The sequence below is a fragment of the Inquilinus sp. CAU 1745 genome (genome assembly GCF_039839375.1).
In the GTDB taxonomy this organism is placed as follows: Bacteria; Pseudomonadota; Alphaproteobacteria; order DSM-16000; family Inquilinaceae; genus JBDOQU01.
The window spans coordinates 107542-132457 of sequence record NZ_JBDOQU010000014.1 but is presented as its reverse complement, the minus strand read 5'-3'; the positions used below and the strand labels follow the sequence as shown (position 1 = coordinate 132457).

24 protein-coding genes are annotated in these 24916 nt (G+C 67.0%); 6 read left to right on the top strand and 18 right to left on the bottom strand.

Annotated features, from left to right (window positions below):
- Positions 1-231: 231 nt before the first annotated feature.
- Genes AAFN89_RS16050 through AAFN89_RS16030 form a run of 5 tightly spaced genes read right to left on the bottom strand, consistent with a single transcriptional unit; the run spans position 232 to position 3594 of the window.
- On the bottom strand, positions 232-801 hold the full coding sequence (locus tag AAFN89_RS16050; RefSeq protein ID WP_347540137.1) for a DUF3306 domain-containing protein: 570 nt from the start codon (positions 799-801) through the stop codon (positions 232-234).
- Positions 798-1310 (bottom strand): DUF3305 domain-containing protein, encoded by a 513-nt coding sequence (locus tag AAFN89_RS16045; protein ID WP_347540136.1) that lies wholly within the window; start codon positions 1308-1310, stop codon positions 798-800. The genes AAFN89_RS16050 and AAFN89_RS16045 overlap by 4 nt, the downstream gene beginning before the upstream one ends.
- Before the next feature lie 24 nt (positions 1311-1334).
- Positions 1335-2345, bottom strand: coding sequence for a DUF6352 family protein (locus AAFN89_RS16040; RefSeq protein WP_347540135.1), 1011 nt, complete (start codon positions 2343-2345; stop codon positions 1335-1337).
- Positions 2342-2872 carry a DUF6505 family protein gene (locus AAFN89_RS16035; protein WP_347540134.1) on the bottom strand — a complete coding sequence of 177 codons (531 nt, stop codon included), beginning with the start codon at positions 2870-2872 and terminating at the stop codon, positions 2342-2344. The genes AAFN89_RS16040 and AAFN89_RS16035 overlap by 4 nt, the downstream gene beginning before the upstream one ends.
- Positions 2863-3594, bottom strand: a complete 732-nt coding sequence (locus tag AAFN89_RS16030; protein WP_347540133.1) for a biotin/lipoate--protein ligase family protein — start codon at positions 3592-3594, stop codon at positions 2863-2865. Before AAFN89_RS16030 ends, AAFN89_RS16035 begins: the two co-directional genes overlap by 10 nt.
- Positions 3595-3709: 115 nt before the next feature.
- Between AAFN89_RS16030 and AAFN89_RS16025 the strand changes: the two genes are divergently transcribed.
- A complete protein-coding gene (locus tag AAFN89_RS16025) occupies positions 3710-5761 on the top strand; it encodes a 4Fe-4S dicluster domain-containing protein (RefSeq protein WP_347540132.1) in 2052 nt (683 codons plus the stop codon).
- A gap of 7 nt (positions 5762-5768) precedes the next feature.
- Here the strand turns inward: AAFN89_RS16025 and AAFN89_RS16020 are convergent, their stop codons facing one another.
- Complete coding sequence (locus AAFN89_RS16020) at positions 5769-7046, bottom strand: c-type cytochrome (RefSeq protein ID WP_347540131.1); 1278 nt, start codon at positions 7044-7046, stop codon at positions 5769-5771.
- 101 nt (positions 7047-7147) lie between these two features.
- On the opposite strand from AAFN89_RS16020, the gene AAFN89_RS16015 reads away from it, so the two are divergent.
- Positions 7148-7354, top strand: a complete 207-nt coding sequence (locus AAFN89_RS16015) for a DUF6494 family protein (protein ID WP_347540130.1) — start codon at positions 7148-7150, stop codon at positions 7352-7354.
- A gap of 3 nt (positions 7355-7357) precedes the next feature.
- Here AAFN89_RS16015 and AAFN89_RS16010 read toward each other — a convergent pair whose 3' ends face one another.
- Positions 7358-8362: a glycosyltransferase family 4 protein gene (locus tag AAFN89_RS16010; RefSeq protein ID WP_347540128.1), complete on the bottom strand. Its 1005-nt coding sequence runs from the start codon at positions 8360-8362 to the stop codon at positions 7358-7360.
- Positions 8363-8452: 90 nt separating this feature from the next.
- On the opposite strand from AAFN89_RS16010, the gene AAFN89_RS16005 reads away from it, so the two are divergent.
- Positions 8453-9403: an NAD-dependent epimerase/dehydratase family protein gene (locus AAFN89_RS16005; RefSeq protein WP_347540127.1), complete on the top strand. Its 951-nt coding sequence runs from the start codon at positions 8453-8455 to the stop codon at positions 9401-9403.
- A gap of 71 nt (positions 9404-9474) precedes the next feature.
- The gene (locus tag AAFN89_RS16000) at positions 9475-10407 is read left to right on the top strand and encodes a dihydrodipicolinate synthase family protein (protein WP_347540125.1); all 933 of its coding nucleotides are present in this window, start codon (positions 9475-9477) and stop codon (positions 10405-10407) included.
- A gap of 12 nt (positions 10408-10419) precedes the next feature.
- Here AAFN89_RS16000 and AAFN89_RS15995 read toward each other — a convergent pair whose 3' ends face one another.
- From AAFN89_RS15995 to kdgD, 11 genes are all read right to left on the bottom strand, one after another.
- A complete protein-coding gene (locus AAFN89_RS15995) occupies positions 10420-11181 on the bottom strand; it encodes a FadR/GntR family transcriptional regulator (RefSeq protein ID WP_347540124.1) in 762 nt (253 codons plus the stop codon).
- A gap of 162 nt (positions 11182-11343) precedes the next feature.
- On the bottom strand, positions 11344-12312 hold the full coding sequence (locus AAFN89_RS15990; RefSeq protein ID WP_347540123.1) for a 2-hydroxyacid dehydrogenase: 969 nt from the start codon (positions 12310-12312) through the stop codon (positions 11344-11346).
- Between the two features lie 19 nt (positions 12313-12331).
- Entirely contained in the window at positions 12332-13219 is an 888-nt protein-coding gene (locus AAFN89_RS15985; RefSeq protein WP_347540122.1) for a DMT family transporter, read from the bottom strand.
- Between the two features lie 21 nt (positions 13220-13240).
- Positions 13241-14908, bottom strand: a complete 1668-nt coding sequence (locus AAFN89_RS15980; RefSeq protein WP_347540121.1) for an ABC transporter ATP-binding protein — start codon at positions 14906-14908, stop codon at positions 13241-13243.
- The gene (locus tag AAFN89_RS15975) at positions 14905-15837 is read right to left on the bottom strand and encodes an ABC transporter permease (RefSeq protein WP_347540120.1); all 933 of its coding nucleotides are present in this window, start codon (positions 15835-15837) and stop codon (positions 14905-14907) included. The genes AAFN89_RS15980 and AAFN89_RS15975 overlap by 4 nt, the downstream gene beginning before the upstream one ends.
- Positions 15834-16757, bottom strand: a complete 924-nt coding sequence (locus AAFN89_RS15970) for an ABC transporter permease (protein ID WP_347540118.1) — start codon at positions 16755-16757, stop codon at positions 15834-15836. Before AAFN89_RS15970 ends, AAFN89_RS15975 begins: the two co-directional genes overlap by 4 nt.
- Before the next feature lie 79 nt (positions 16758-16836).
- Positions 16837-18345, bottom strand: coding sequence for an ABC transporter substrate-binding protein (locus AAFN89_RS15965; RefSeq protein WP_347540116.1), 1509 nt, complete (start codon positions 18343-18345; stop codon positions 16837-16839).
- Between the two features lie 56 nt (positions 18346-18401).
- On the bottom strand, positions 18402-19850 hold the full coding sequence (locus AAFN89_RS15960; protein ID WP_347540114.1) for an aldehyde dehydrogenase family protein: 1449 nt from the start codon (positions 19848-19850) through the stop codon (positions 18402-18404).
- 17 nt (positions 19851-19867) lie between these two features.
- Positions 19868-20581 (bottom strand): ribonuclease activity regulator RraA, encoded by a 714-nt coding sequence (locus AAFN89_RS15955; RefSeq protein WP_347540113.1) that lies wholly within the window; start codon positions 20579-20581, stop codon positions 19868-19870.
- Positions 20582-20823: 242 nt separating this feature from the next.
- Positions 20824-22329 (bottom strand): ABC transporter substrate-binding protein, encoded by a 1506-nt coding sequence (locus AAFN89_RS15950; protein WP_347540112.1) that lies wholly within the window; start codon positions 22327-22329, stop codon positions 20824-20826.
- A gap of 83 nt (positions 22330-22412) precedes the next feature.
- The gene (kdgD, locus tag AAFN89_RS15945; RefSeq protein ID WP_347540111.1) at positions 22413-23348 is read right to left on the bottom strand and encodes a 5-dehydro-4-deoxyglucarate dehydratase; all 936 of its coding nucleotides are present in this window, start codon (positions 23346-23348) and stop codon (positions 22413-22415) included.
- 119 nt (positions 23349-23467) lie between these two features.
- Between kdgD and AAFN89_RS15940 the strand changes: the two genes are divergently transcribed.
- Together AAFN89_RS15940 and AAFN89_RS15935 are read left to right on the top strand one after the other, a co-directional pair.
- The gene (locus AAFN89_RS15940; protein ID WP_347540110.1) at positions 23468-24364 is read left to right on the top strand and encodes a LysR family transcriptional regulator; all 897 of its coding nucleotides are present in this window, start codon (positions 23468-23470) and stop codon (positions 24362-24364) included.
- A 151-nt stretch (positions 24365-24515) separates the two neighbouring features.
- A complete protein-coding gene (locus tag AAFN89_RS15935; RefSeq protein WP_347540140.1) occupies positions 24516-24914 on the top strand; it encodes a RidA family protein in 399 nt (132 codons plus the stop codon).
- The last annotated feature ends 2 nt before the right edge of the window (positions 24915-24916 follow it).

Sequence of the window (24916 nt, the reverse complement as noted above, 5' to 3'; positions counted from 1 at the left end):
ACGCTGTCTACAGCCGCTCACTCACCAAGAAAGTCGCCATCATCGCCGTCGCCAGAAAGCTCCTCACCCACCTCAACGCCATGCTCAGAGACCGTAAAGCCTGGGCCTGACAACACAGTTGCCGGCTCGGGGGCCGGAATGACCAACAAAAATGACACCATCGGTGAGCCCGTCGAACCATGTGTGCCCCGCACCTTTCGACAGGCTCAAGGTGAGGAGGTAGGGGCGCTCTCAATCTTCTCTGGGCAGGGCGCCGCCGTGGCGAGCGGGAGCAGGGCGGGGGTCGGGAGATTTTTCGCTCGCCTCCTCCACCGCCGCCTCTTCTTCCGCCTCAGGCTCCGGCTGTTCGGGTTCGGGCGGCGGGACTTCCCGCGGGGGCGAATCGGCGGGTTCCGGCCGGTCAAGCTTCAAGCGCCCCCGCGAGAGGAAATCCGGCTTCACCAGCGCCTTGGCAGCCGGGCCGAAGCCGGGGATCGAGGCGGGATCGTTGAAGTCCCAGGCGTTCTCCGACAGGCCGACATGGTCGCGGATCGCGGGGTCGAGCGACCACATCTTCCGCAGCGCCGCCCGCTTCAGGGCCTCGGGCACCCCCTTCCGCAGAAAGGCGGCGAGGTCGCTTCCGACGGTCAGATCGTCGAGGGAGGGCAGGGCTTCGGGGGGCAGGGCTTCAGGAGGAACGGTTTCCTCCACGATTGCCGGCGGAGCTTCGCGTTCCGGCGGCGATGGCGCGGCTTCCGGCGCGCGCGCGGCCTGCTTGCGGCGCGACCAGCGCGCCAGAGGCCCTTCATCGTCGCCGGTCATCGATCCTCCTCCGGCTTGCCCCGGCCGGGCGGGCGCGTCGCCATCGCCTTCGGGTCGGCCTCGTCCCGCTTGCGCTTCACGAAGGGCCGCTCGACATGGTGCGCCTGCACGAAGGCGGCGAGGCGGGCCTGCACGGCGGCGGGCATCGGCAGCGCCTCGATGATGTCCGTCCCCGGCTCCGTCAGCGCCTCCCCTTCCGCGGAATCGGCCGTCACCTTATAGAGGGCGACACCGGGTGGGGAGTTCGAGGGGCGGAGGGCAACCCAGAGGCTGGGCCTGCCGGAAAGAAGATTGTCGCGATAGGTCCCCGTATCCGCGCCGAAAAACTCCAGCCGAAACGGACCGGCATAGAACCGCACCGCCCCCGGCCTTTCCTCGACGATGGTCCAGGGTTCGGCCGAAGGAACGCCCGCGACCACGGAGACGGGCATCCAGGCGTGGTCGATCCAGGGGTTCTTCAGCTTCCGGCGTTCGACGAACACCGCCACCTCCATCGTCTCGCGGATCATTCCGGCGTCAAACCCCAACCTTCGTCAATGCACCATCTCCGGAAGCTTCAACGGCAGGCCGGCGACGAGGTTCTGCGGTTTCAGCCGGACCGTGCGGTCGGGCGTCATGGCGAGGATCAGCCAGACCGGCCGCGCGCCGACCTCCGGCCGAACGTCGCCGACATCGCGGAATTCCAGCCGGAAGAGCGCCATCACCCGTTCTGCCGCGTCGGGATCCAGTTCCCGGCCTTCCCAGAGCGCGTTGCCGATCCGCGTCGCCTCCGCGTCCAGCCCGACGAACCAGGCCCAGTTCTTGTCCTCCACCCGCTCCACCGGCTCGATCGCAACCTTCACGCCCAGGAGATGGCCGATCCACCCCGTCATGGCGGCGGCAAGCCCGCGCCGCGCCTCGCCGCCGCTGAGATTGAGGACCATGTCGAAGGAATCGCTGCGGTCGAAATAGCCGGCGGTGTTGCCGTCCTCCAATATATCGAGCTGCGTGGCGGCCGGGCCGGCCAGCATGCCGACCAGCGGGAAGGCCCGGCCCTCCCGCTCATGCAAATCGATGGTTTCTGAGTCGGCCAGCAGCACGCGGCCCTCATGCACGGTAACCCGCTGCGCACGGTAGAAAAGCTCCGCCGCGCGCAGGGCGAAGGGGTCCGGATCGGAATCGAACGCATTGCGCAGCACAAGCTGGGCAAGCTGGTTCATGAAGAGCGGCGGCGTCGAACCAGCCGCGCCGTGCGCCAGTTCCAGATAGGCCGCTTCCAGCGAAGGCGCGGCGAGCAGCAGGTCGCGGAAGGCGATCATGAATCGCCAGTTCTCCCGCGCGTCGAGATCCTCGATCGCCGCGATCTCCTCTTCCTCGACGGGCCGCCTCGGCCGGTGCATCAGCAGATCGTGGTGAAGTCGCCGTTCAGCGATGCAAGCATCCTGCGGTGGCAGAAGCTCCGGCCGCGCCAGATAGGCCTTGAGGAAGGCGTCGGTGACGATGAGCCGGCCCGACCCGTCGCGGTCCAGCAGGTGATGGCCGGAGGATATCCAGAAATCCGTCATCCGCGTTCTTCCCCGGAGAGGGTGACGAGGTCGACATCCTCTTCTTCCTCCTCCGCCTCGAACCCGAAGGCGTCGGCGGTTTCCCAGCCGGCGCGGCGCTGGAGCGTACGGAAGCTTTCTCTGATCCCGTCCTCCTCCAGGCTGCGGTGGATGCCGATCAGCATGTTCGGCGGGTGATCGCAGAGGGTGCAGGCGAAGGCGATCTCCTCCTCCGCGGCAGGCCTGGCGGCGGCGGCATCGGGCGCGCCGCAATGGTCGACCAGCCGGCGGGCAAGGCTTTCCACCGCCCCGGCGTACTCCTCCGCGCTCACCTCCGTCACGACTGCGAGGGTCGACCAGCCGAAGCTGCCGACGCCGAGGAAGCCCGCCCGGAACGCCTGGCGCGTCTTGCCCTCCAGCGCCGCCACGTCGATTCCGTGGAACAGGAACGTGCCAGTCACCGCCCACTCCCCCGGCTCCGCCGCGCGGGCGTAAACGAAAGTATCGGAGGGATCGAGACGGATCGTCCGAGGCAGCTTCAGAGCCATGGCGCCCCCGTCGCGGGATCGAGCCAGGAAGGCGATGCCAGCGCCGGAGCCAGCGCCCGCCGCTTCCCCTCGCCGATTAAAAGGTCGCCATTCTCCGCCAGGCGAGGCGGTGGACCCTTTCCAATATCGAGCCGATCGAGCCAGCGCCTGCCGCAGCCGGAGAAGCCGTCCTCGCCCCATTCATGGAATCCCACCATGAGATGCCGGGCGAAGCTGGAGACGATGTCCCCGGAATCGATCTCCTGGAAACCCAACTCGTCCAGCCCGCCGAACTGAGGCCGCGTCCCCGGCTCCCCGGCGCGAACTGCCGATGTCCGGATCATCCCAGCGAAGACCATCCAGGGGGGCGGCTCGTCCTCGTCCGCGCCATCGGGCCAGCCGAGCCGGCCGCCGCCGACCATCACGCCGTCGACGCGGAGCGCGTCCGGCCAGTCGAAGAGGACCGGCTTCTTGGGCGGGGCATGGACGATGAGCGTATCGGCCAGGGCGTTCATTCCGACATAATGGGCGAGCCGCGCTTCGGCCAGGGGCTGGTCGGGCTCCAGCACCACGGCGAATTCCGCAAGGTCGTAACGGCGGACCCAGACCAGCGTTCCCGCCCCTTTCTCCCCCGCGATCCGGCAGGCATGGGCGAAGGCGTCCCCGACCTCCCGCAGCGGTACGAGACTGTAGGGCGGCGGCAGGTCGAGCGGTCGGTCGGTGACCGAAGGGCGCAGCGTCATTGGCATCGAACCACGGACTTGTGAAGGCGGGCTGGTGACGGCGGCTCGGCTATTGTTATAGTCCTTGGCGGCAGGGCGACGCTACCGGCGAGACTTCTCGCCCATGGGAGCAGAAATGAACCTGGGCAAGCAGCACACATTCCTTGTCTGCTCCTGCGAGCGGACGATGCCTTCCTTCGGCGACAGCGTGGCGCGCGGATGCGGGGACGCCCGCGTCGAAACCGGGGACCATCTGTGCGGCGCGGAGCTGGACCGGGTGCGGGCGATCCTGGAGGGTCGCCCCCCCGAAGACGGGCCTGTGACGATCGGCTGCATCCAGCAGGCGCCGCTGTTCTCCGAAGTGGCGGAGGATCTGGGCTTCGCCGGCGACCTTTCCTTCGCGAACGTCCGGGAAACCGCCGGCTGGTCGGACCAGGCCGAAGGGGCAGGCCCCAAGGCCGCGGCCCTTCTGGCGATGGCGAGGCAGCCGGCGTCGGCGCCGGAAAGCGTCTCCTTCCACAGCGACGGCGTGGTGCTGGTCTACGGGCGGGACGAGACGGCGATCGAGGCCGGACGGCTTCTGGCCGGCGCGCTGGACGTGACGGTGATGCTGACCCGGCCGGAGGGCGTCATGCCGCCGCGCGTCTGGGACTTCCCCGTCGCACGGGGCACGATCCGCACCGCCCTCGGCTATCTGGGCGCGTTCGACCTGACCGTCGACGGCTTCGCCCTGCCCGCCCCCTCCTCTCGCGAGGCGCTGAGGTTCGGACCGGGGCGGGACGGGGCGGCGTCGCGCTGCGACATCCTGCTGGACCTGACGGGGGACGCGCCGCTTTTTCCGGCGCATGATGTGCGCGACGGCTATCTGAGGGCCGATCCGGGCGACCGGGCGGCGGTGGCGGAGGCGGTGCGGAAGGCATCCGACCTGGCGGGGGATTTCGACAAGCCGCGCTATATCGCCTTCTCAGCCGACCTCTGCGCCCATTCGCGGTCGCGCATCACCGGCTGCACCCGCTGCCTGGATCTATGCCCCACCGGCGCCATCGCCCCGGCCGGCGACCATGTCGCGATCGACCCGCATATCTGCGCCGGCTGCGGAAGCTGCGCCGCCGCCTGCCCGACCGGCGCGGCCTCCTACGCCCTGCCGACCGCCGAGGATCTGCTGGGCCGGGTGCGCACGCTTCTCCAGACCTATGCGAAGGCCGGCGGCCGGGACGCCGTGGTGCTGTTCCACGATGGCGGCCACGGCGGCCCGCTGATCGACGCGCTGGGGCGTTTCGGCGACGGGCTTGCCGCCAACGTCCTGCCGGTGGCGGTCAACGAGATCACCCAGATCGGAATCGAGGCCTGGACCGCGCCGCTGGCCTGGGGCGCGTCGGCGGCGCGGGCCGTGGGGCCGAGCAGGCGCAGGCATGACGCGCCGGGGCTGGAGCGGACGATCGATATCGCCAACCTGATCGCCGGATCGCTGGGCTATGGCGACGAACGGTGCGGGCTGATCGAGACCGACGATCCCGATGCGCTGCGGGCCGCGCTGGACGCCGTGCCGCCGGGTGTTGCCTCGCCCCGGCCGGGAAGCTTCCTTCCGCTGGGCGGGAAGCGGAGCGTGCTGGAAAGCACGATGACCGAACTGCATCGCGCCGCCCCGTCGCCGGTCGATTCCGTGGCACTGCCGGTGGGCGCGCCGTTCGGGACGCTGGATATCGATGCGGAGGGCTGCACGCTCTGCCTTTCCTGCGTCGCCGCCTGCCCGACGGGCGCGCTGTCCGATGGCGAGGAGAGGCCGGCGCTGTTCTTCACGGAAAGCGCCTGCGTCCAGTGCGGCCTCTGCGCCGCGACCTGTCCGGAGAAGGTGATCTCGCTGGTCCCGCAACTCGACTTCCAGGCCTGGAGCGCGCCGCGCCGCACGGTGAAGGAGGAGGAGCCGTTCCACTGCATCCGCTGCGACAAGCCGTTCGGCACGAAGAGCACGGTGGAGCGGATCGTCGCCAAGCTGGAGGGGGGGCACTGGATGTTCTCCGGCGAGAATTCCAGCCGGCTCGATGTCGTGCGGATGTGCGATTCCTGCCGGGTCGATTCGGTGATGAACGAGGGGCTGGACCCCTATGCCGGCCCGCGCCGCACCGCGACGCGCACCACGGCGGATTATCTGCGCGAGCGGGAGATGCGGAGCGGGGAATCCGACTGACGGGTTTTCAGTCGGCGGTCGCCCTTTCCAGGAAGCGGATGAGCGCCGCGCGGTCCTCCGCGCTGCCGATCCTCTGTTCCGGCATCTTGGTGCCCGGCGTGTAGGTCGCGGGGCCGATCTCGAACAGTTCCGATACCGTCTCCGGCGTCCAGACGATATCCATTTCCTCCAGCGCGTCAGAATAGCGGTAGCCCGGCAAGGACGCGATCTCCCGACCGAACAGCCCATGCAGCGTCGGTCCCGCCCGGTTGCCGTTCGATGGGTCGAGCGTATGGCAGGCGACGCAGGCGCGGAAGATCTCCGCCCCCCGGTCGCCTTCATAGGCGGCGAGAAGATCCTCCGACCCCGCGCCGGCTTCGTCGAGAGGCTGGCCGGTTTCCACGTCCCAGCGCCTGACCACCCGGCCCGAGCCGCCGGCGAGCAGCGTCCGGCCATCGTCCGTGAAGGCCAGCGCCCATATTGCCTGTTCGACTGCCGCCAGGGAGCGGATCGGGCTGAGGTCGGAGGCGTCGAGGATCGTGACGCCGTCCCGCAGGCTGGCGGTGGCGATCAGGCCGCCATCCTCCGTGACGGCGAGCGCGACCACAGGCGTCGAGGCGACCGGCGCTTCGGCGAGGATGTCGCCGTCCCGGCCGACGATCCGCACGAAGCCATCGCCGCCGGCCACGGCCAGCCGATCGCCGGGCAAGGCAGCCAGCGCGTTCAGCGGCGTCGGCATCTCGATCGCGACCGGCGCGCCCTCCCCGTCGAGGGGCCGTAGGATCAACCGGGAATCGTAGCCGGCGCTGGCCAACGCGCCGTCGGAGAGGAAGACCACCGCGTTGACGTTGCCGTCATGGCCCTCGAACGTCCGGGGCGCGCCATCGCCGGAGAGCGGCCAGAGCCGGACGGTCCTGTCCCAGGAGGCCGAGGCCAGCATCGATCCGTCCGGGGAGACCGCGAGCGCCGCTATGGGGGCGCTATGGCCTTCGAAAATGCGGATGGGAGCGGGCTGACCCTCCTGCCAGATCGCGATCCGGGAATCCTCCCCGGCGGTCGCGAACCGTCCGTCGCCGAGCGCCGCGACGGCGTTCACCTGCCCTTCATGGAACAGCAGCACCTGCCGCGCCTCGCCGCTGTCCGGCGACCAGAGGATGGCGCGGGTGTCGAAGCTGCCGGTGATGATTGTCGCGCCGTCCGCCGATACCGCAATCGCCCGGACGGGGCCGCCATGCCCCCGAAGCTCCGCCGCGCCGGCCAGCGCCGGGAGGAGGCTAAGGAACAGGATGGCCAGACGAAGCGTCATGAGCGCAACTGCCGCTTGCCCAACGGCGCGCGGCCCTTAAGCTGTTCTCTTCGCCCCCTGAACAGGGACGATCCCACATTCACCGACAGAGAGGCAATCGCATGACGAAGAATATGGACGCCGATCCCTTCAACATCTCCATGCGGAAGTTCCTGAAGCAGGTCGGCGTGACCTCCCAGCAGGCGATCGAGGAGCAGGTTTCCAAGGGCGGGCTGAAGGGCAAGGGCCGGATGACGGTCAAGGCCGTCATCACCGCCGAGGGCACCGACCTGCATCATGTGGTGGAGGGAGAGATCGACCTCGGCTGACCTTTAACCCCGCCGGTTTCTCCACGCTCGGTCGAGGAAGGCGAGCGCCCCTCCCGTCAGCAGCGCCGCACCGGCGATGGCGAGCCAGGGATGGTCGACGGACAGCAGGGCCAGCAGGAAGAGTCCGGCATTGACGGAAGCGACGAAGAGGGTGGTCCCGGCGTGGCTCCAGCCCGCCCGGATGGCGCGCTGGTAGAAATGCTCGCGATGGGGTTCGGCCGGATGAGCGCCCTGTATCAGCCGCCGCAGCAGCGTGACCGTCGCGTCGGCCAGGAAATAGGCCGGCAGGATGAGCGCGGCCGCGGCCTGCCCCTCCATCGCCAGGGCGATCAGCAGCCATCCCCCGAGGAAACCCAGGAGGATGCTGCCGACATCGCCCAGGAAGATGCGCGCGCGCTGCCAGTTCCAGGGCAGGAAGCCCAGCGCCGCGGCGGCCAGCATCCAGCCGGGGGCGACGACGGAGTCGAAGGCGGCTCCGGCCAGCAACGCCACGGCGCCTATGCCCGCGCCGATCGCGACGGCCTCCGTCGCCGCCAGCCCGTCTATTCCGTCCATGAAATTGTAGAGATTGATGAACCACAGCCAGGCGACCGCCGTGGCGAGGCGGTCGAGAGGGAGGGGCAGCCAACCCTGGAACAGGAGTGCATCACCCGGCAGGCTCGCCAGCGCGATCGCGACGGCGACGATCTGCGCGCCGAACCTTACAGCCGCGCCGAGGCCGCGAATGTCGTCGATGGCCGACACGACCAGCAGCAGGAGAGCGCCGGCCAGCATCGGCCACGGGAACGGCAAGGCGCTATCCCTGAACCACGCCAGGGCGACAAGTCCGACAGCGAACCCGCAGAGCAGCCCCCACCCGCCGCCGCGCGGCGTCGGGACGGAATGGCTGCTGCGATGGTTGGGATGATCGAAGATGCGCGTCCGCCGAAGAACCGCCAGAACCAGCGGCGTGGCGAGAAGCGCACCGAGAAAGGCGACGACCGAAACGACTATAAGATCCTGCCCCATGCCCTATTCATCCATAATCCCGACCCGCGACGGACGGCGACGTTAAGGGATTGAACGGGGCGCGTCACCTGAATGGTATGAGTTGAGGAAATGACATCTGAAACACCTTTGGCGGGCCGGAAGTTGCTGGTCACCGGCGCGACCGGCTTCGTCGGGAAAGCCGTTCTCGCGGCGGCGCTGGAAGAAGGCTGGACCGTCCGCGCCGCCATCCGTTCCGCCGATGCACCCCTGCCCCCCGACGTGGAAGGCGTCGCGATCGGCGATCTTGCCGCGCCCCGCGATCTGACGGCCGCCTTCGACGGGATCGACGCCGTCATTCATCTGGCCGGCATCGCCCATCGCGGCGCAGAGATCGCAGAGGATCGCTATCAGGCGGTGAACGCCGAAGGAACGCGGCTTCTGGCGAAAGCGGCCGCCGCCGCAGGCGTGGTGAATTTCGTCTTCGTCAGCTCTATCAAGGTGAACGGGGACCGCACCACCGGCGCGCCCTTCCGGCCAGACGATCCGCCCGCCCCGTCCGATGCCTACGCCCGGTCGAAGCTGGCGGGCGAAAGGGCTTTGGCGGAGGAGGCGGGGACGATGGGGTGGTCCGTGGTCAGGCCGCCCTTGGTCGTCGGGGCCGGCGCGGGCGGCAATCTGCTGCGCCTGCTTTCCATCGTCAGGAAGGGAATCCCGCTGCCGCTGGGAAGCACCGGCAACCGCCGCAGCGTGATCGGGCTCGACAATCTGGTGGACCTGCTGCTGACGCTGGCCGCCGCGCCGCCCCGGCCGGAAGGGCGAATCCTGCTCTGCGCCGACGACGATCCCATGAGTACGACGGAGATCATCGCCGCGACGGCGGCGGCCGCCGGCATCCGTCCCCGCCTGCCGCCGGCCCCTCCGGCCCTGCTGCGCCTGGCCGCCGGAGCGATCGGCCGGGGCGAGGACGCGAGGCGGCTGCTGGACGATCTTGTCATCGACGACAGCGCGACGAGGGCGCTGGGCTGGCGGCCGAAGCTTTCGACGCGCGAGTCGCTGAGGAAGATGGTCCAGAACTCATAATATTTGTATAATCAATTGACAAATCTGGCGGCAGACGCGACCTTGCCTTCATCGATGGAAGCGAGGAAGCCATGCGTTCTACCATGCTGGGAATTGAGGATTACAAGGCGTCCGTGGTCGCCGTGCCGCCACTGGCGCTGACCCGGAGCCTTGAGGTCGATCCAGGGGAAAATAGTAAACTTATCCGTCATATCGAGGCGGGAGGCGTGCGAATCCTGCTCTATGGCGGGAACGCGAACTTCTACCATCTCGATCTCGGCCGTTTCCGCAGCGCGATCGGGGCGCTGAAGGCGGCCACGGGCCCCCAGACGGCCCTCATCCCGTCGATCGGACCGGATTTCGGCAAGGCGCGCGATCAGATCGGCGCGCTGCGGGAGGCCGGAATCCAGGACGTGATGATCCTGCCGATGGCGTTCCCGGCAGATCCGGCCGGGGTCGCGGAAGGCGCGCGCCAGTTGGCCGACGCGCTGGGGCACGGGGTCATCCTCTACATCAAGCGTGAGGGATATATCGCCCCCGACGCGCTGGAGCGCCTTGTCGCGGAGGAAGCCGTCCGCTTCGTCAAATATGCGGTGGAGCGGGAGGACCCAAGCGGCGACCGCTATCTGGAAGCCATCCTTTCGGCCGTGGGAAGGGATGTGGTGGCGAGCGGAATGGGTGAGACGCCGATCATCCACCATTTCAGGGATTACCGGCTGGCGACCTACACGTCGGGCGCGGTCTGCCTTGCCCCCGCCGCGGCCATGGCGCTGCTTGCCGCCTGCAAGGCCGGGGAATGGGACAAGGCGGAGCGGATCCGGAAACCGTTCCTGGAGTTCGAGCGGGTGCGCGCGAAGCTGGGCGGCATCTCCGTGATGCATGATTCCGTGAGTTTGTCCGGCGTCGCCGATATGGGGCCGATCCTGCCGATGCTGTCGAACGTCGCCTCCGACCATAAACCGGCGGTGAAACAGGCGGTCGACGGGCTGATGGCGATCGAGGCGGAATACCACGTCGTGGCCTGACAGCAGCCATCGCTACGGGTGCAGCGTCCGGTCGACCAGCCGGCGCCGCGCCTGGGTGATGTGGAATTCCATCCCGACGCGCGCGCCTTCCGCGTCCGACGCCTTGATCGCGGCCAGCACGGTTTCATGTTCGCCGAGCACGGTCAGGGCGCGGTCCCTGGAACTGACCTTGGTGATGTTCAGCATCAGCTTCATGAAGCCGTGAAGCGCCGGCTCCACATGCCGCAGCACCTGCGGGAAGAAGGCGTTCCCGGTCGCTTCGGCCACGGCAATGTGGAAGTCGAAATCGACCGTGTGCGACATGACTCCGGCTTCCGCCTCCCGCCGGAACGCATCATGGCATTTCTCGATCCGCGCCAGATCCTTCTCCGTCCGCCGTTCGGCGGCGAGCATGGCCGCGCGGCTTTCGATCGGCAGGCGAAGTTCCATGCACCGAAGGTAGTCGGCCACCTCCTCGGCATTGGCGAAGCGCGTCAGATGGTCCGAAGGCCGGCGCAGCACGTAGGTTCCGCTGCCCTGCCGGGCATGGACCAGCCCGTCGATGCGGAGGCGGAGCAGCGCGTCCCTTACGATCGGCCTGGAGACGCCGAACATGGCGCTGATCTCCTTCTCCGGCGGCAGACGCTCGCCCTCCTTCAGCCGGCCCGATGCGATCTGGCTGAGGATCTCGCCATAAAGCTGGTCGCCCAGCTTCTGGCGAGGGCGTGGCGCCAGCGTCAGCCCGCCCGTTCCTGCCAGCTTTCCGCCGGACGGCGTCACTTCGTCATCGGACACGATGTTTCCCTTTCCTTGCCCCCATGACAAGAAGTCTCCGCCGGCTAGTGCTCCGATGCTGACGGATGGTTCCCATCCGTCGGCTGAATCGGAACACCAACTTATTGACTCTAGTGCGATTCAGCTTTCAACGCTTGGGAACCAAGCGTTGAAATCATCGCACTAGCGAGATGTCAAGGCGAGGCATTCCCTCACCGGCGTGACGACCCGGCCCTCCTCCACCCACCCAAGGACATTGTCGAGGAAGAGACGGTTCATCGCGTCGCGGGTGAAATGGGTGCCCGACCCGACATGGGGGAGAAGCACCGCATTATCCATGGCGGCCAGCTCGGCGGGCACCATCGGTTCGCCCTCATAGACATCCAGCCCCGCCGCCTCGATCGTTCCATCGCGCAGCGCGGCTATCAGCGCATCCTGATCCATGACGGAACCGCGCGCGACATTCACCACGATCCCCTTCGGCCCCAGCGCCTCGAACACCGGCGCGCCGATCATCCTCTCCGTCGCCTTGCCGCCCGGAACGATGACGATCAGCGCATCGACATGGCGCGCCAGATCCAGAAGGTCGGGGAAATGGCGGTAGGGGACCGAAGCCGGCGTGCGGCTGTGATAGGCGATCGGGATGCGGAAGGCGGCAAGGCGGGCCGCGATCTCCTGCCCGATCCGCCCCATCCCCACCAGCCCGACCGTCCGGTCCCGCAGGGTGGAGGTCAGGGGATATGCGCACTTCGCCCACTCCCCCGCCCTGACGAACCGGTCCGCCTGGGGCAGCCGCCGGACGGTCGCCAGAAGCAGCGCCACGGCGAGGTCGGCGACATCGTCGCTGAGGACGTCCGGCGTATTGGTGACCAGCACCCCCCGCTCCGCCGCCGCCACGGCGTCCACCTTGTCGTAGCCCACGCCATAGGCGGCGATGAGCTTCAGGCGCGGAAGCCTGTCCAGCAGGCCGCGCCCCACCGCCTGCTTCCCCCGGCTGGCGAGGATTTCGACTGAATCGCCATGCTCCGCGACCAGCGCGTCGAGCGTTTGGGGCGTCGCCTGGATGAAGGCGGTGCGGGCGCGCGCCTCCGCCGCCACCATGTCGGGCAGGGGATCGAGCGAGAGGAATGTCTTCCGCTGGGGGTCGTTCATGGAAATGTCGACTCCACTGTCAGTCCGCCTCGGCGGCTCGCCGCGCCCTGCCCCGCTCCAGGCGGATCAGCATCATGGCGGAGGCGAAGATGATGGCGCCGCCGACATAGACGGCGACGTCGGTGGTTTCGGAGAAGAAGACCGATCCCAGGACGATCGCGATCGGCAGGCGGATGAAATCGACCGGCAAGACGGCCGAGGCGTCGGCGAGGGTCATCGCCTTGGCGAAGGAAAGCTGGGCGACCGCGCCGCACGCGCCCTGGAGGGCCAGCAGGCAGAGTATCGGAAGCGAAGGCGTGGTCCAGAAGGGCAGGCAGAGCAGGAACGCCAGCGGGACCGTGATGACCAGGTTGAACCAGGCGATCCGGGCCGGCTGTTCCCGCCCCGCCGACAGCTTCATCAGCATGCCGACGAGACCGAGCCCCACGGCCGACGCCAGCGCCAGCACGGCGCCACTTCCGATCGGCGCCGCGCCCGGCCGAAGGACGATCAGTACGCCGGCGATGCAGACCAGCGCCGAGATCACCCGCGCCGGCCGCGCCCGTTCGCCGAGGAAGACGATGCTGCCGAAGGCGGTGAAGAGCGGCGTCGTGAAGATGATCGACATGGCGACGGCGAGCGGCAATTGCAGAATCGCCAGGAAATAGGCCACCAGCGCGCCGAGCTTGAGGAACGCCCTCAGCGCGTGGACGCCCCAGAACCGGCTGCTGAAATCCATGCCCCCGGCGCGGACCAGGAAGGGCAGCAGGAAAAGCAGGCTGAACGCGTTGCGGAAGAACGCGATCTCGAAGACATGCATGTCGGCCGAGACGAAGCGCACGATGACCGCGTCGAACGCCCCGGCCGTGGCGTTGACCGCGATCAGCGCGCCGCCTGCGATGACCGGGGAAAGAACGGGATTCTTCACGGCGGGGGAAGCTCGCCGACCCTAAGCGTAGGCCGCGGTTCCGGGAGTCCCCTCCCGCTCCCATTTCGGGGCCGGCGTGGCGTTCAGGAGCTTGCGCGTATAGTCGTGCTGCGGATCGGCGAACAGCCGCGCCGTCTCCGCCTGCTCCACAATCTCCCCATCTTTCATGACGATGATCCGGTCGGCGAAATGCCGGACGATCGGCAAATCGTGCGTGATGAAGATGTAGGAGAGGCCGAGCCGCGTGCGCAAATCCGCCAGCAAATCGATGACCTGCGCCTGGATCGACACGTCCAGCGCCGAGACCGCCTCGTCGCAGACGATCAGCTCCGGATCGCTGGCCAGCGCGCGGGCGATGGCGATGCGCTGCCGCTGGCCGCCGGAGAACTGGTGCGGGTAGCGCCTGGCGTGGTCGGCCTTCAGCCCGACCAGATCCAGAAGCTCCGCCACCCGATCGTCCCATTGCGGGCGGGGAAGGATGTCGCGATGAATCCGCCAGGGTTCGGAGATGATCTCATGGACGCTCATCCGCGGGTTCATGGAGCCGTAGGGGTCCTGGAAGACCATCTGGACCTTGCGGCGAAGCTGGAGAAGCTCCCGCCCGTCCATCTTGAAGATGTCCTTGTCGCGGAAGAGCGCCTGTCCGCCCGACGCTTCGTTCAGCCGAAGCAGGATGCGCGCGATGGTGGACTTCCCCGAGCCGGACTCGCCGACGATCCCGACGGTCTCCCCGACATTCACATGGAAGCTGACATCGTTGACCGCGTTGACGACGAAGGATTTGCCGAACATCCCTCCGGGAAGGACATAGCGCTTCACCACATTCTCGACGCGTAGCAGCGGCTCGTCCGCCGCCTTTTCCGACCGGCGGTTGGCCGCGCCTTCGTCGGAGGCGTGCGGCAGGGCGGAGATGAGCTTCCGTGTGTAGGGGTGTTGCGGGTTCTCGAACACGTCCCGCGCCGGGCCCTGTTCCACGATCTTTCCGCCATTCATGACGATGACCCGGTCGGCCATGGAGGCCGCGACCTCAAGATCGTGGGTGATGAGGATCAGCCCCATCCCCTCTTCGGCCTGAAGCTTGCGCAGCAGGTCCAGGATCTGGGCCTGCACGCTGACGTCCAGCGCGGTCGTCGGCTCGTCGGCGATCAGAATCTCCGGATGGAGCGCGATCGCCATGCCGATCATGATGCGCTGGCGCTGCCCGCCGGAGAACTGGTGCGGATACTGGTCGATGCGGGTTTCGGGATCGGCGATGCCGACCCGGCCCAGAAGCTCGATCGCGCGGCGGCGGGCTTCGGCCCCGGTCGCCGCCTTGTGCGCCTGGAAGACCTCCGCGATCTGCCAGCCGACGCTGTAGACGGGATTGAGATGGGCCAGCGGGTCCTGGAAGATCATCGCGATCTTGCGGCCGTTCAGGTCGCGCCGTTCGGCCGCGCTCATCGTCGCGATATCCCGGCCGCCATAGAAGATGTGGCCGGCGCGGATGTCGCCCGGCGGCGTGTCGATCAGGCCCATGATCGCGCTGGCGCTGACGCTCTTGCCCGATCCGCTTTCGCCGAGGATCGCCAGCGTCTCGCCCCGTTCGACATGGAAGCTGACATCGTCCGTCGCGCGGAACGGGTCGCGGTCGGACAGGAAATCGACGGTCAGGCCACGGACTTCCAGGGCGGGAGCGTGCGGATCGGTCATCGCTTCGTCCTCCGCAGGGTTTGCAGGCGCCAGCGCTGCTGCGGGTCGGCGGCGGTGCGCGCCCAGCTTGACAGCAGGTTGAGCGAGAGGGTGGTCAACATGATGGCGAGGCCCGGCCAGAAGGCGATCCACCAGGCGTTGGAGAGGTAGCCGCGCCCCGTCGCCACCATGGCGCCCCAGGTGAATTCGGGGGCCTGGATGCCGAGGCCGAGGAAGCTCAACGCCGATTCCGCCAGGATCACCGTTGCGAAATCGACCGCCGCGATGGTGATCAGGGTCGGGATCGTCAGCGGCGCGATATGGCGCAGCACGATCCTGAGCGATCCCGCGCCCATCGATTTCGCGGCGCTGACGAACATGCGGGAGCGAAGCTCCAGTACCTCCGCGCGGGTCGTCCGCAGATAGACGGGGATGCGGGTGACGGCGAGGACGAAGATCAGGTTCGTCGTGCTGGGCCCCAGCGTGTAGAGCACGATGAGCGCCAGGAGCAGCGACGGGAAGCTCATGATCACGTCGGCGACGCGCATGATCAGATGGCTGAACCAGCGGTTGGAATAGCCGGCCACCAGCCCCAGCGAACCGCCGATCAGCATGGAGGTGACGACGGCCGCCGCCGCGATGCCCAGCGTGTTCTGCGCCCCCACGATCAGGCGGGCGAGCATGCTTCGGCCCAGCGTGTCGGCGCCCAGTATGTAGGCCCAGCCATGCTCAAGCTGGAAGGGCGCCAAATTGCGCTGGCGCAGCCCCAGCTTCGTCGCCAGGTCGCCGATCAGGAGCGGCCCGAACAGGGCGGAGATGACGACGATCAGGAGGAAGATCGCGGCCAGCAGCGCCAGCTTGTCGTTCAGCAGCATGCCGAAGGCGGTGCGCGCCCGGCCAAGAGTGGGTTCGGGGGGCGTCAGGGCTTCTTCTGTCGCGTGAAGGGTCATGACGTCTGGTACCGGATGCGGGGATCGAGCAGCGCGTAGAGCAGGTCGATCAGGATGTTCATGATGAAGATGGCGCAGGCCGTGACCAGCACGGTCGACTGCACGACCGCGAAATCCCGCTGGGTGATCGCGTCGATCATCAGCTTGCCGATCCCCGGCCAGCCGAAGATCGTCTCCACCACCACCGCGCCGTTGATCAGGCTGGTCGCCAAATCGCCGGCGACCGTGACGGCCGGCAGGAGGGAATTGCGCAGGGCGTGGGAGAAGATGATCTTCCGCCGCCGCACCCCCTTGGCGTAGGCCGTCTTGACGTAGGGCGAGGCGAGCGCGCTGATCATGGTGCCGCGCACCACCTGCGTCAGCAGCCCGAACGGCCGCAGCATCAGGACCGCCACCGGCATGATCCAGTGGAGCGCCGAGCCGGTGCCGGAGGTCGGGAGAAGGCCCAGGCTGACCGCGAAGACGAGGATGCCGACGATCGCGACCCAGAAATCCGGGGCGCTGGCGCCGGCCAGCGAGGCGATGCTGGCGATACGGTCGAAGGGCCCGCCCGGCCGCGCGGCGGCCAGTGAGCCGACGATCAGCGCCAGGGTCGTGGCCAGCGCGATCGCGATGGCGGCCAGCTTGAGGGTCTGCGGGAACGCCTCAAGCGCCACCTCCATCGCCGACCGGTTCTGGCGCAGCGACATGCCGAAATCCAGCCGCAGCAGGTCGCCCACATATTGCACGAACTGGATATAGACCGGCTGGTCGAAGCCGTTCCGGATGTTGAAGGCCTCGCGCGCTTCGGGCGTCGCGTCGAGCGGCAGGAAGAGGTCGGCGGGGTTGCCGGTCATCCTGGACAGGAAGAAGACCAGGACAAGCAGGCCCAGCACCGAGAAGATGCTGTGAGCCAGGCGTTTCCCGAGATAAGCGACCATCGAGCCGTCCTTGCTTGCTTTCTGTGCTTAAGATCGCGGGACCGCACCGCCGGCCCGGCGGCGGCGCGGTCCCAGCCGGTCAGTCGCGGAAGCCGATATCGGCGAGCGGTATCTGGCTGTTCGTCGCGATGGTCGGCCGCCACTCCAGGCGCGGTCCGACGCGGGTATAGCCGATCATGTGGAACATCGGCACGTCGGCGATGACCTCATCATGCACGACCCGGAAGACTTCCTGAAAGGCCTCAGCGCGTTCCTGACCCGTCGCGGAGGTCGCCCGGTCCAGAAGCTGGTCCAGCTCCGGGTTGTCCACGGTGGAGTACTGCCCGTCCGACGCGTACATCACATAGGCGGTGAAGACGGCGTCGCCGGAGTTGTTGTCGTGCTGCTGCTGGAAGATGTTCGGGCCGCGATCCTGCGGGAATGGCTTGTCGAGGTAGCGGACCCATCCGGCGACATCCAGCGTCGTCAGTTCCAGGTTGAAGCCGACGGCCTCCCACATCGCCATCATCGCTTCCACCGATTCCTGCCCGTTGGGGAAGAACGCCGTCCGCGCGATGACGTTGATCGTCGCGTCGACCGGCACGCCGTCGGCGCGCGCCTCCTCAAGCAGGGCCACCGCCTGCTCCGGATCGTAGGGCCAGGGCTCGATATCCGGATTGTGGCCGAGGATGCCGGGCACGACCATCTGCGAGGCGCGGATCACGTCCGGCCCGAACAGCATGGCCAGCCCTTCCCAATCGATGGAAAGGTTCAGCGCCTTGCGCACGCGGACATCGTCCAGCGGCGGGATCTGCGCGTCGATGCGCATGCGCGTCGTCTCGGAATTCAGATAGGCGAAATCCGTCTCAGGATTGGTTGCGTCCTGGATCGCGATGGCCGGCGTCAGGTCGGCCTCGCCCGTTTCCACCATCGCGGCGCGCAGCGCGGATTCCGTCCGCCAGACATAGGTCGCCTTCGCGACCTCCGGCATCTCGCCCCAATAGCCGTCGAACCGGTCCAGGACCACCGTTTCCGTCGTGAACTCGCTGACGGTGTAGGGGCCGGTGCCAACAGGATCATTGACGATCTGGTCGGCCGGCGTGTTGGGGGAGACGATCATGACCATGCCCATCAGGGTGGGCAGGATGGGAACCGGCTCGTCGGTCGCGATCTCGATCGTGTGTTCGTCGATCACCGTCGGCGTCAGCGTCACGTCGCCGAATTTCGACCGGTCGTCGCAGGTGATGTCGCCGCTCATCAGCCGGTCGATGGAGAAGGCGACCGCCTCGGCGTTGAAGTCCGCGCCGTCATGGAATTTCACGCCTTCCTGAAGGGTGAAGCGCCATGTCTTCTCGTCCACCTGCTCCCACCCCGTGGCGAGCAGCGGCTCGACTGATCCGTCGGCCGGCAGGATGCGGGTCAGCGCCTCGTTGATGTTCTGCTTGATGACCCTGCCGACGTTGGAGCGGCTGGCCTGGCAGGGCTCCAGATTGTTCACCTGCTCCGGCAGGACGATTGTGATCGCATTCTCCTGGGCGTGCGCGGCCGCGCCTGCCAGGCCTGTGGCGAAAACCGTCGCCAGGGCCAGTTGCCGATAACCAAACGCCATCTGTTTCCTCCGATGTTAAAACTTGTTTGTTTCTGTTGGACGCCCGCGTCCCGACCTCAGTTGAGGTTGTGGGAGTAGGCCGTCTTGACGGTCGTGTAGAATTCCGCCGCGTAGCTGCCCTGCTCACGCGGGCCGTAGCTGGAGCCCTTCCTGCCGCCGAACGGCACGTGGTAATCGACGCCGGCAGTCGGCAGATTGACCATCACCATCCCGGCCTCGCTGTTGCGCTTGAAGTGGGAGGCGTATTTCAGCGAACCGGTGCAGATGCCGGCGGACAGGCCGAAATCCGTATCGTTGGCCAGCGCCAGCGCCTCCTCGTAATCCTTCGCGCGGATGACGGCCGAGACGGGACCGAAGATCTCCTCCCGCGCGATGCGCATGGAATTGTCGACCCCGGTGAAGAGGGCCGGCGACAGGAAGAACCCCGGCGACTCGCGATTCAGGATCTCGCCGCCCGCCGCCAGATCCGCGCCTTCGTCCCGGCCAATGCGAAGATAGTCCAGATCCTGATCGAGCTGCTTCTGGTCGATGACCGGGCCGATATGGGTCCCGTCCTTCAGCGCGTCGTCGACGACCAGTTTCTTCATCCGCTCCGTCATCGCGCTGACGAAGCGGTCATGGACGCCTTCGGTCACGATCAGCCGGGAGGAGGCGGTGCAGCGCTGGCCCGTGGAGAAGAAGGCGCTGTTGATCGCGCAATCGACGGCGATGCCCAGATCGGCGTCGTCCAGCACGATCATCGGGTTCTTGCCGCCCATCTCAAGCTGGATCTTCTTCATCGGGTCGCAGCCGACCGCCGTGGCGGCGAGCGCCCGGCCCGTGGCGACGGAGCCGGTGAAGGAGACAGCGGAGATGTCGCGGTGCTTCAGGATCGCGTCGCCGACCACGGACCCCTTGCCCATGACCAGGTTGAACACGCCGGAAGGCACGCCGGAGCGGGAGATGATCTCCGCCAGGGCGTGGCTGCTGGCCGGAACCAGTTCGGCCGGCTTGAACACCACGCAATTGCCGTAGGCCAGCGCGGGCGCGATCTTCCAGGCCGGGATCGCGATCGGGAAGTTCCAGGGCGTGATCAGGCCGACGATGCCGATCGGCTCACGCGTCACCTCGACATCCACCGAAGGACGGACGGAAGGCAGCTTCTCCCCCGCCAGCCGGAGGCATTCGCCGGAGAAGAAAAGGAAGATCTGGCCGGCGCGCGCGACTTCGCCGATGCCTTCGGCCAGCGTCTTGCCCTCCTCTCGCGACAGGAGGCGGCCCAGTTCCTCCTTGCGCGCCAGGATCTCGTCGCCGATGCGCTTCAGGATGTCGTGGCGGAGCTGGATGGTGGAGCGCGACCAGGCGGGAAAGGCTGCCTTCGCCGCCGCGGCCGCCCGGTCGACGGCGGCGGCGTCACCCCTGGCGAACTGCCCGACGATGTCGCCGGTGTTCGACGGGTTGATGTCGGCGGCGGTCTCGGAACTCGCTTCCCAGTCGCCGGCGATGAGGTTGAGTCCTTCAATCATGGGGGACCTTCTTCTCTTCAGCGGTTGGCGGAGGCGCGCCAGGCGGCGAAATCCTCCTGCGTGCGGTCGTCGGTGGCGGGATAGAGACCGAGGATGGAGCGGCCTTTCAGCACCTCCTCGGTCACGAAATCCTCGAACGCAGTCATCTCCACCGTCTCTTCCGCGATCTCGTCCGCGATGGCGGCGGGGATGATGACGACGCCGTCGCAATCGCCCACCACAACGTCGCCCGGGAAGACCGCAACGTCGCCGCAGCCGATGGGGACGTTGATGTCGATCGCCTGATGCAGGGTGAGGTTGGTCGGCGCCGACGGGCGGTTGTGATAGGAGGGGATGTCCAGTTTCGCGATCTCCCCGCTGTCCCGGAACCCGCCATCGGTGACGATGCCGGCCACGCCGCGCTTCATCAGCCGGGAAACGAGGATCGATCCGGCGGAGGCGGCGCGGGGGTTCTTGCGGCTGTCGATGACGAAGACCGCGCCTTCCGGGCATTCCTCCACCGCCTTGCGCTGGGGATGGCCGCGGTCGCGGAAGACGCTGATCGGGTTGAGGTCTTCCCGCGCCGGTATGTAGCGCAGGGTGTAGGCTTCCCCGACCATCGTGCCGGCGTCCGGATTCAGCGGCTGGACATCCTGGACGAACTGGTTCCGCAGCCCCCGCTTGAACAGGGCGGTGCAGATGGTGGCGGTGCTGACGGATTTCAGCCGGTCGCGGGTTTCGGGTTTCAGCATCTCTTGTCGATCCTTGAGAAAATCGAAGCCGTGGCCGCGCCGGTCGCCCCTCCCCGGATCAGAGTCGGGGCCAGGTGCGGGAAGTTCCCGACCGGTCGTGGCTCACGCCACCAGACAGATCATGGGTAAATTTGTCAATTGATATATTCATTTTACAACTTTGGTTCGATTATCCCGAACCGTCATGCGCACCTCCGGCCGCCGCGGCGGACCTTGCCGCGGCGGCCGGGGCGCATCGCGCCTTACTGCGCGAACTCAATGGTAGAGAGCCGGATTTCGCTGTTGGTCGCGATCGACGGCTCCCAATCCAGCCGCTCGCCGACGCGGGCGTAGCCGAACATGTGGAACATCGGCATGTCCGGCACGATGTTGTCATGAACCTTGGCAAATACCTGCTGCAGCAGCTGCGTCCGCTCTTCATCCGTGGCCGCCGCCGCTTCGTCCAGCAGGCTGTCCAGTTCAGGGTTCGAGATGGTCGAGGTCTGTCCGTCGGAATGGTACATCAGGAACGCCGTCGAATAGGCGTCGCCGGAGATGTTGTTGTGCTGCTCCTGGAGCAGCATCGCGCCGCGATCCTCCGGGAAGGGCTTGTTCAGATATTCGACCCAGGCCGCAACGTCGAGGATCGACAGGTTCATGTTGAAGCCTGCGGCTTCCCACATCGCCGCCATCGCTTCCATGGCCTCGTTGCCGTTCGGATAGATGCCGTTCCGGGCGATGATGGTGATTTCGGTGTCCAGCGGCGCGCCGTCGGCCCGCGCTTCCTCAAGCAGACGCGCGGCTTCCTCCGGATCGTAGGCCCAGGGCTCGATATCCGGGTTGTGCCCGTTGATGCCGGGGACAACGAGCTGCGCCGCGCGGATCACGTCCGGCCCGAACAGCAGGCCCAGCCCTTCCCAGTCGATGGAAAGGTTCAGCGCCTTGCGTACCCGGACATCATCCAGCGGCGGTTCCTGCGTGTTGATCCGCATGCGGGTGGTTTCGGAGTTCAGGTAGGGGAAATCCGTTTCCGGGTTGGTCGCGTCCTGGATCGCGATGTCCGGCGTCAGATCGGCCTCCCCCGTTTCCACCATCGCGGCGCGGAGGGCCGATTCCGAACGCCAGACATAGCGCGCCTCGGAAACCGCCGGCGCATCACCCCAATAGCCGTCGAACCGCGTCAGCACGATCTCTTCCGGCGTATGGGTCTCAAGCGTATAAGGTCCGGTGCCCACCGGCTCATTCGTCGCCTGGTCGGCCGGCGTGTTGGGCGACACCATCATCACGAGGTTGAGCAGAGTCGGGAGGATCGGCACCGGCTCTCCGGTGATGAGGTCGATGGTGTTCTCGTCCACGATCTCGGTCTCAAGCGTGAGGCCGCCCAGCTTGGTGTTGTTGTCGCAGGTGATGTCGCCGCTCATCTGGCGGTCGATTGAGAAGGCCACGGCCTCGGCGTTGAAATCCGCGCCGTCATGGAACTTGACGCCGTCGCGCAGTTCGAACCGCCAGGTCGTGTCGTCCAGCCGCTCCCACGAGGTGGCGAGTTGGGGTTCGACCGTGCCGTCCTCCACCTTCAGGTAGGTCAGCGTCTCGGTCACGTTCTGGCTGAGAACGCGCCCGATATTGCTGTAGAGGGACTGGCAGGGTTCCAGATTGTCGGGCTGTTCGGGCAGGACGATCGTGATCGCATTGTCCTGGGCCGCCACGGGCATGGCCACCGCCATCGAAGCGGCCATCAGGGCCGCCAATGCACCATATCTTCTCGTCATCGCTTCCTCCTCCTTGGTTTTATTCAATTTGTCGTTTCAAAAAAGGCGGGCCGCCGGTTCATCCGATGGTCCCGCCCGCCTCCTCACGCCGCCGCGGCGGGCGTGCTGATCTTTTCCAACAGGGCTTGAAGGTCGGCCATCGACCGCTGGTCCAGATCGGTCAGCGGCGGCCGGACCGAACCGGCTGGGCGGCCGACCAGCGACACGCCGGCCTTCACGATCGACACCGCATAGCCCTTGGCGCGATCCCGGATACGGGTGTAGGGCAGGACGAAATCGCGAAGCCCGGCCAGCACCTGCTCATGGTCCCGCCGCCTGACGGCGGCATAGAAGCCCTGGGCGAATTCCGGGATGAAATTGAAGATCGCCGACGAATAGGTCGTCACCCCCAGCTCCAGATAGGGAAGCGCGAACGTCTCCGCCGTCGGCAGTCCGCCGACATAGACCAGCCGGTCCCCCAGCCTGGCCTGGATGCGCACCATCAGCTCGATATCGCCGACGCCGTCCTTGAAGCCGACCAGGTTCGGGCAGCGGTCGCAGAGGCCCGCCAGGGTCTCGTCGGTCAGGATGGCGTTGTCGCGGTTATAGACGATGACGCCCAGCTTCGTGGACCGGCAGACATCCTCGATATGGGCCGCCAGCCCTTCCTGTTCGGACCGCATCAGATAGGGCGGCAGCAGCAGGATTCCGTCCGCTCCGGCGGCTTCCGCCGACTTCGCCATGGTCTGGGCGATCCCGCGGCCATAGCCGACGCCGGCGATCACCGGGACCCGGCCCGCCGTCTCCTCGACGGACGCACGGACCACCTTCTCGACCTCCGCCGGGGTCAGGGAGAAGAACTCGCCCGTGCCGCCCGCCGCGAAGACGCCCGCCGGCCCGTGCTCCATCAACCATGAAACGTGCCGGCGGAACGGATCGACATCGAAAGCCAGATGCTCATCGAAATGCGTCACCGGGAAACTGAGAAGGCCCTTGCCGATCGAGGCGGCCATTTCGGCGGGGGTTAGCTGTGATGCCACTTTGTTTTTCCTCTACGCCAGGGAACGAAGCTGGTTTCGTGATCTCCTTAGGATGCTACCGGCCTGATCGATGATCGTCTAAGCTATAGAACATATCGATTGATACAGGATTTGGATCGATGTTCGAGCTGAGCCAGCTACGCTGCTTCGTCGCGGTTGCCGAAGAGTTGCATTTCGGCCGCGCGGCGGAACGGCTGAACATGACGCAGCCGCCGTTGAGCCGGCAGATACGATTGCTGGAGCATCTGCTGGAGGCGCGGCTGTTCGAGCGGTCGAGCCGGCATGTCGCCCTCACCTATGCCGGCCGCTCCCTGCTGCCGGAGGCGCGGCGCATCCTCCAGCTCGCCGAAAGTGCGGCCATCTCCATCAAGCGCACGACGAAGGGAGAGGCCGGGACGGTCGCCATCGGCTTCACCGCCGCGTCGGGCTATGACTTCCTGCCCTCGGTCATGCGCGTCCTGCAGGCCGAACAGCCGGACGTGGATTTCGTGCTGCGCGAAGGGGTGACGGGGATCCAGCTTGACGACCTGTCCGCCGGCCGGCTGGACATCGCGCTCGTCCGCCCGCCGGTCGTCGGCCGGCACTACGAATCCAGGATCGTGCTCAGCGAACCGCTGATCCTGGCGATTCCGGCGGACCACCCGCTGGCCGGCCTGCCCCATATCGACGCCCCGGCGCTGGCCGACGCGTCGATCATCGGCTATTCGCCGTTCGAAGCGCGGTACTTCCACGATCTGGTCAGCCGGCTGCTCCTCGACGAAGGCATGTGGCCCCGCTTCGTCCAGCATGTCAGCCAGATCCATTCGATCCTGGCGCTGGTGAGGACGGGGCTGGGCGTCGCGCTGGTGCCGATCGCCGCCCGGCAACTGCATTTCGAAGGCGTGGTCTACAGGCCGATCAGGACCCGGAATCCCCATCCGGTGGAACTGAGCATGGTCTGGCGCACCGATCTGGAGATACCGGCGGCGAAACGCGCGCTGGACATCATCCTCGCCTTCGCCGGGCGGAACCCGTGACGCCCGCCGCGATGGCATGCGTCAGACCGCCCGATCCTGACATACCTCGCGTATGTCTGTTGACATACGTCGCGTATGCACCGACATGTCGACATACGACGCGTATATCAATGCGATCCCGGGCAATGAGACCCGGGTAACTGGAGTGAACATGACCAAACGCGATATGATCTTCCCGGCCGGCCGTCAGGCGCTGTACGAGATCAACCGGTATTCGGCGGCGATCCGCTCGGGCGATCTCCTGTTCGTGTCGGGCCAGGTCGGCAGCCGCGAGGACGGCTCGCCCGAGCCGAACTTCGAAAGCCAGGTCCAGCTTGCCTTCGATAATCTCGCGGCCGTGCTGAAAGCCGCCGGCAGCACGTTTGACGACATCGTCGACGTAACCACCTTCCACACCGACCCCGAAAATCAGTTCGAGACCATCATGGCGGTCAAGAACCGGATCTTCGACAAGTCGCCCTATCCGAACTGGACCGCGGTGGGCGTGAACTGGCTGGCGGGCTTCGATTTCGAGATCAAGGTCATCGCGCGCCTTCCCCAGCCTGCCTGAAC

What these genes read in the sequence shown, in the direction of transcription:
- AAFN89_RS15990 (WP_347540123.1), bottom strand. Translation starts at nt 12,312, where the DNA reads ATGAACGACCCCCAGCGGAAGACATTCCTCTCGCTCGATCCCCTGCCC.
- AAFN89_RS16030 (WP_347540133.1), bottom strand. Translation starts at nt 3,594, where the DNA reads ATGACGCTGCGCCCTTCGGTCACCGACCGACCGCTCGACCTGCCGCCG.
- AAFN89_RS15940 (WP_347540110.1), top strand. Translation starts at nt 23,468, where the DNA reads ATGTTCGAGCTGAGCCAGCTACGCTGCTTCGTCGCGGTTGCCGAAGAG.
- AAFN89_RS16040 (WP_347540135.1), bottom strand. Translation starts at nt 2,345, where the DNA reads ATGACGGATTTCTGGATATCCTCCGGCCATCACCTGCTGGACCGCGAC.
- AAFN89_RS15935 (WP_347540140.1), top strand. Translation starts at nt 24,516, where the DNA reads ATGACCAAACGCGATATGATCTTCCCGGCCGGCCGTCAGGCGCTGTAC.
- AAFN89_RS16005 (WP_347540127.1), top strand. Translation starts at nt 8,453, where the DNA reads ATGACATCTGAAACACCTTTGGCGGGCCGGAAGTTGCTGGTCACCGGC.
- AAFN89_RS15960 (WP_347540114.1), bottom strand. Translation starts at nt 19,850, where the DNA reads ATGATTGAAGGACTCAACCTCATCGCCGGCGACTGGGAAGCGAGTTCC.
- AAFN89_RS16010 (WP_347540128.1), bottom strand. Translation starts at nt 8,362, where the DNA reads ATGGGGCAGGATCTTATAGTCGTTTCGGTCGTCGCCTTTCTCGGTGCG.
- AAFN89_RS16050 (WP_347540137.1), bottom strand. Translation starts at nt 801, where the DNA reads ATGACCGGCGACGATGAAGGGCCTCTGGCGCGCTGGTCGCGCCGCAAG.
- AAFN89_RS16000 (WP_347540125.1), top strand. Translation starts at nt 9,475, where the DNA reads ATGCGTTCTACCATGCTGGGAATTGAGGATTACAAGGCGTCCGTGGTC.
- AAFN89_RS16025 (WP_347540132.1), top strand. Translation starts at nt 3,710, where the DNA reads ATGAACCTGGGCAAGCAGCACACATTCCTTGTCTGCTCCTGCGAGCGG.
- AAFN89_RS16015 (WP_347540130.1), top strand. Translation starts at nt 7,148, where the DNA reads ATGACGAAGAATATGGACGCCGATCCCTTCAACATCTCCATGCGGAAG.
- AAFN89_RS16045 (WP_347540136.1), bottom strand. Translation starts at nt 1,310, where the DNA reads ATGATCCGCGAGACGATGGAGGTGGCGGTGTTCGTCGAACGCCGGAAG.
- AAFN89_RS15965 (WP_347540116.1), bottom strand. Translation starts at nt 18,345, where the DNA reads ATGGCGTTTGGTTATCGGCAACTGGCCCTGGCGACGGTTTTCGCCACA.
- AAFN89_RS15955 (WP_347540113.1), bottom strand. Translation starts at nt 20,581, where the DNA reads ATGCTGAAACCCGAAACCCGCGACCGGCTGAAATCCGTCAGCACCGCC.
- AAFN89_RS16035 (WP_347540134.1), bottom strand. Translation starts at nt 2,872, where the DNA reads ATGGCTCTGAAGCTGCCTCGGACGATCCGTCTCGATCCCTCCGATACT.
- AAFN89_RS15950 (WP_347540112.1), bottom strand. Translation starts at nt 22,329, where the DNA reads ATGACGAGAAGATATGGTGCATTGGCGGCCCTGATGGCCGCTTCGATG.
- AAFN89_RS15975 (WP_347540120.1), bottom strand. Translation starts at nt 15,837, where the DNA reads ATGACCCTTCACGCGACAGAAGAAGCCCTGACGCCCCCCGAACCCACT.
- AAFN89_RS15980 (WP_347540121.1), bottom strand. Translation starts at nt 14,908, where the DNA reads ATGACCGATCCGCACGCTCCCGCCCTGGAAGTCCGTGGCCTGACCGTC.
- AAFN89_RS16020 (WP_347540131.1), bottom strand. Translation starts at nt 7,046, where the DNA reads ATGACGCTTCGTCTGGCCATCCTGTTCCTTAGCCTCCTCCCGGCGCTG.
- AAFN89_RS15970 (WP_347540118.1), bottom strand. Translation starts at nt 16,757, where the DNA reads ATGGTCGCTTATCTCGGGAAACGCCTGGCTCACAGCATCTTCTCGGTG.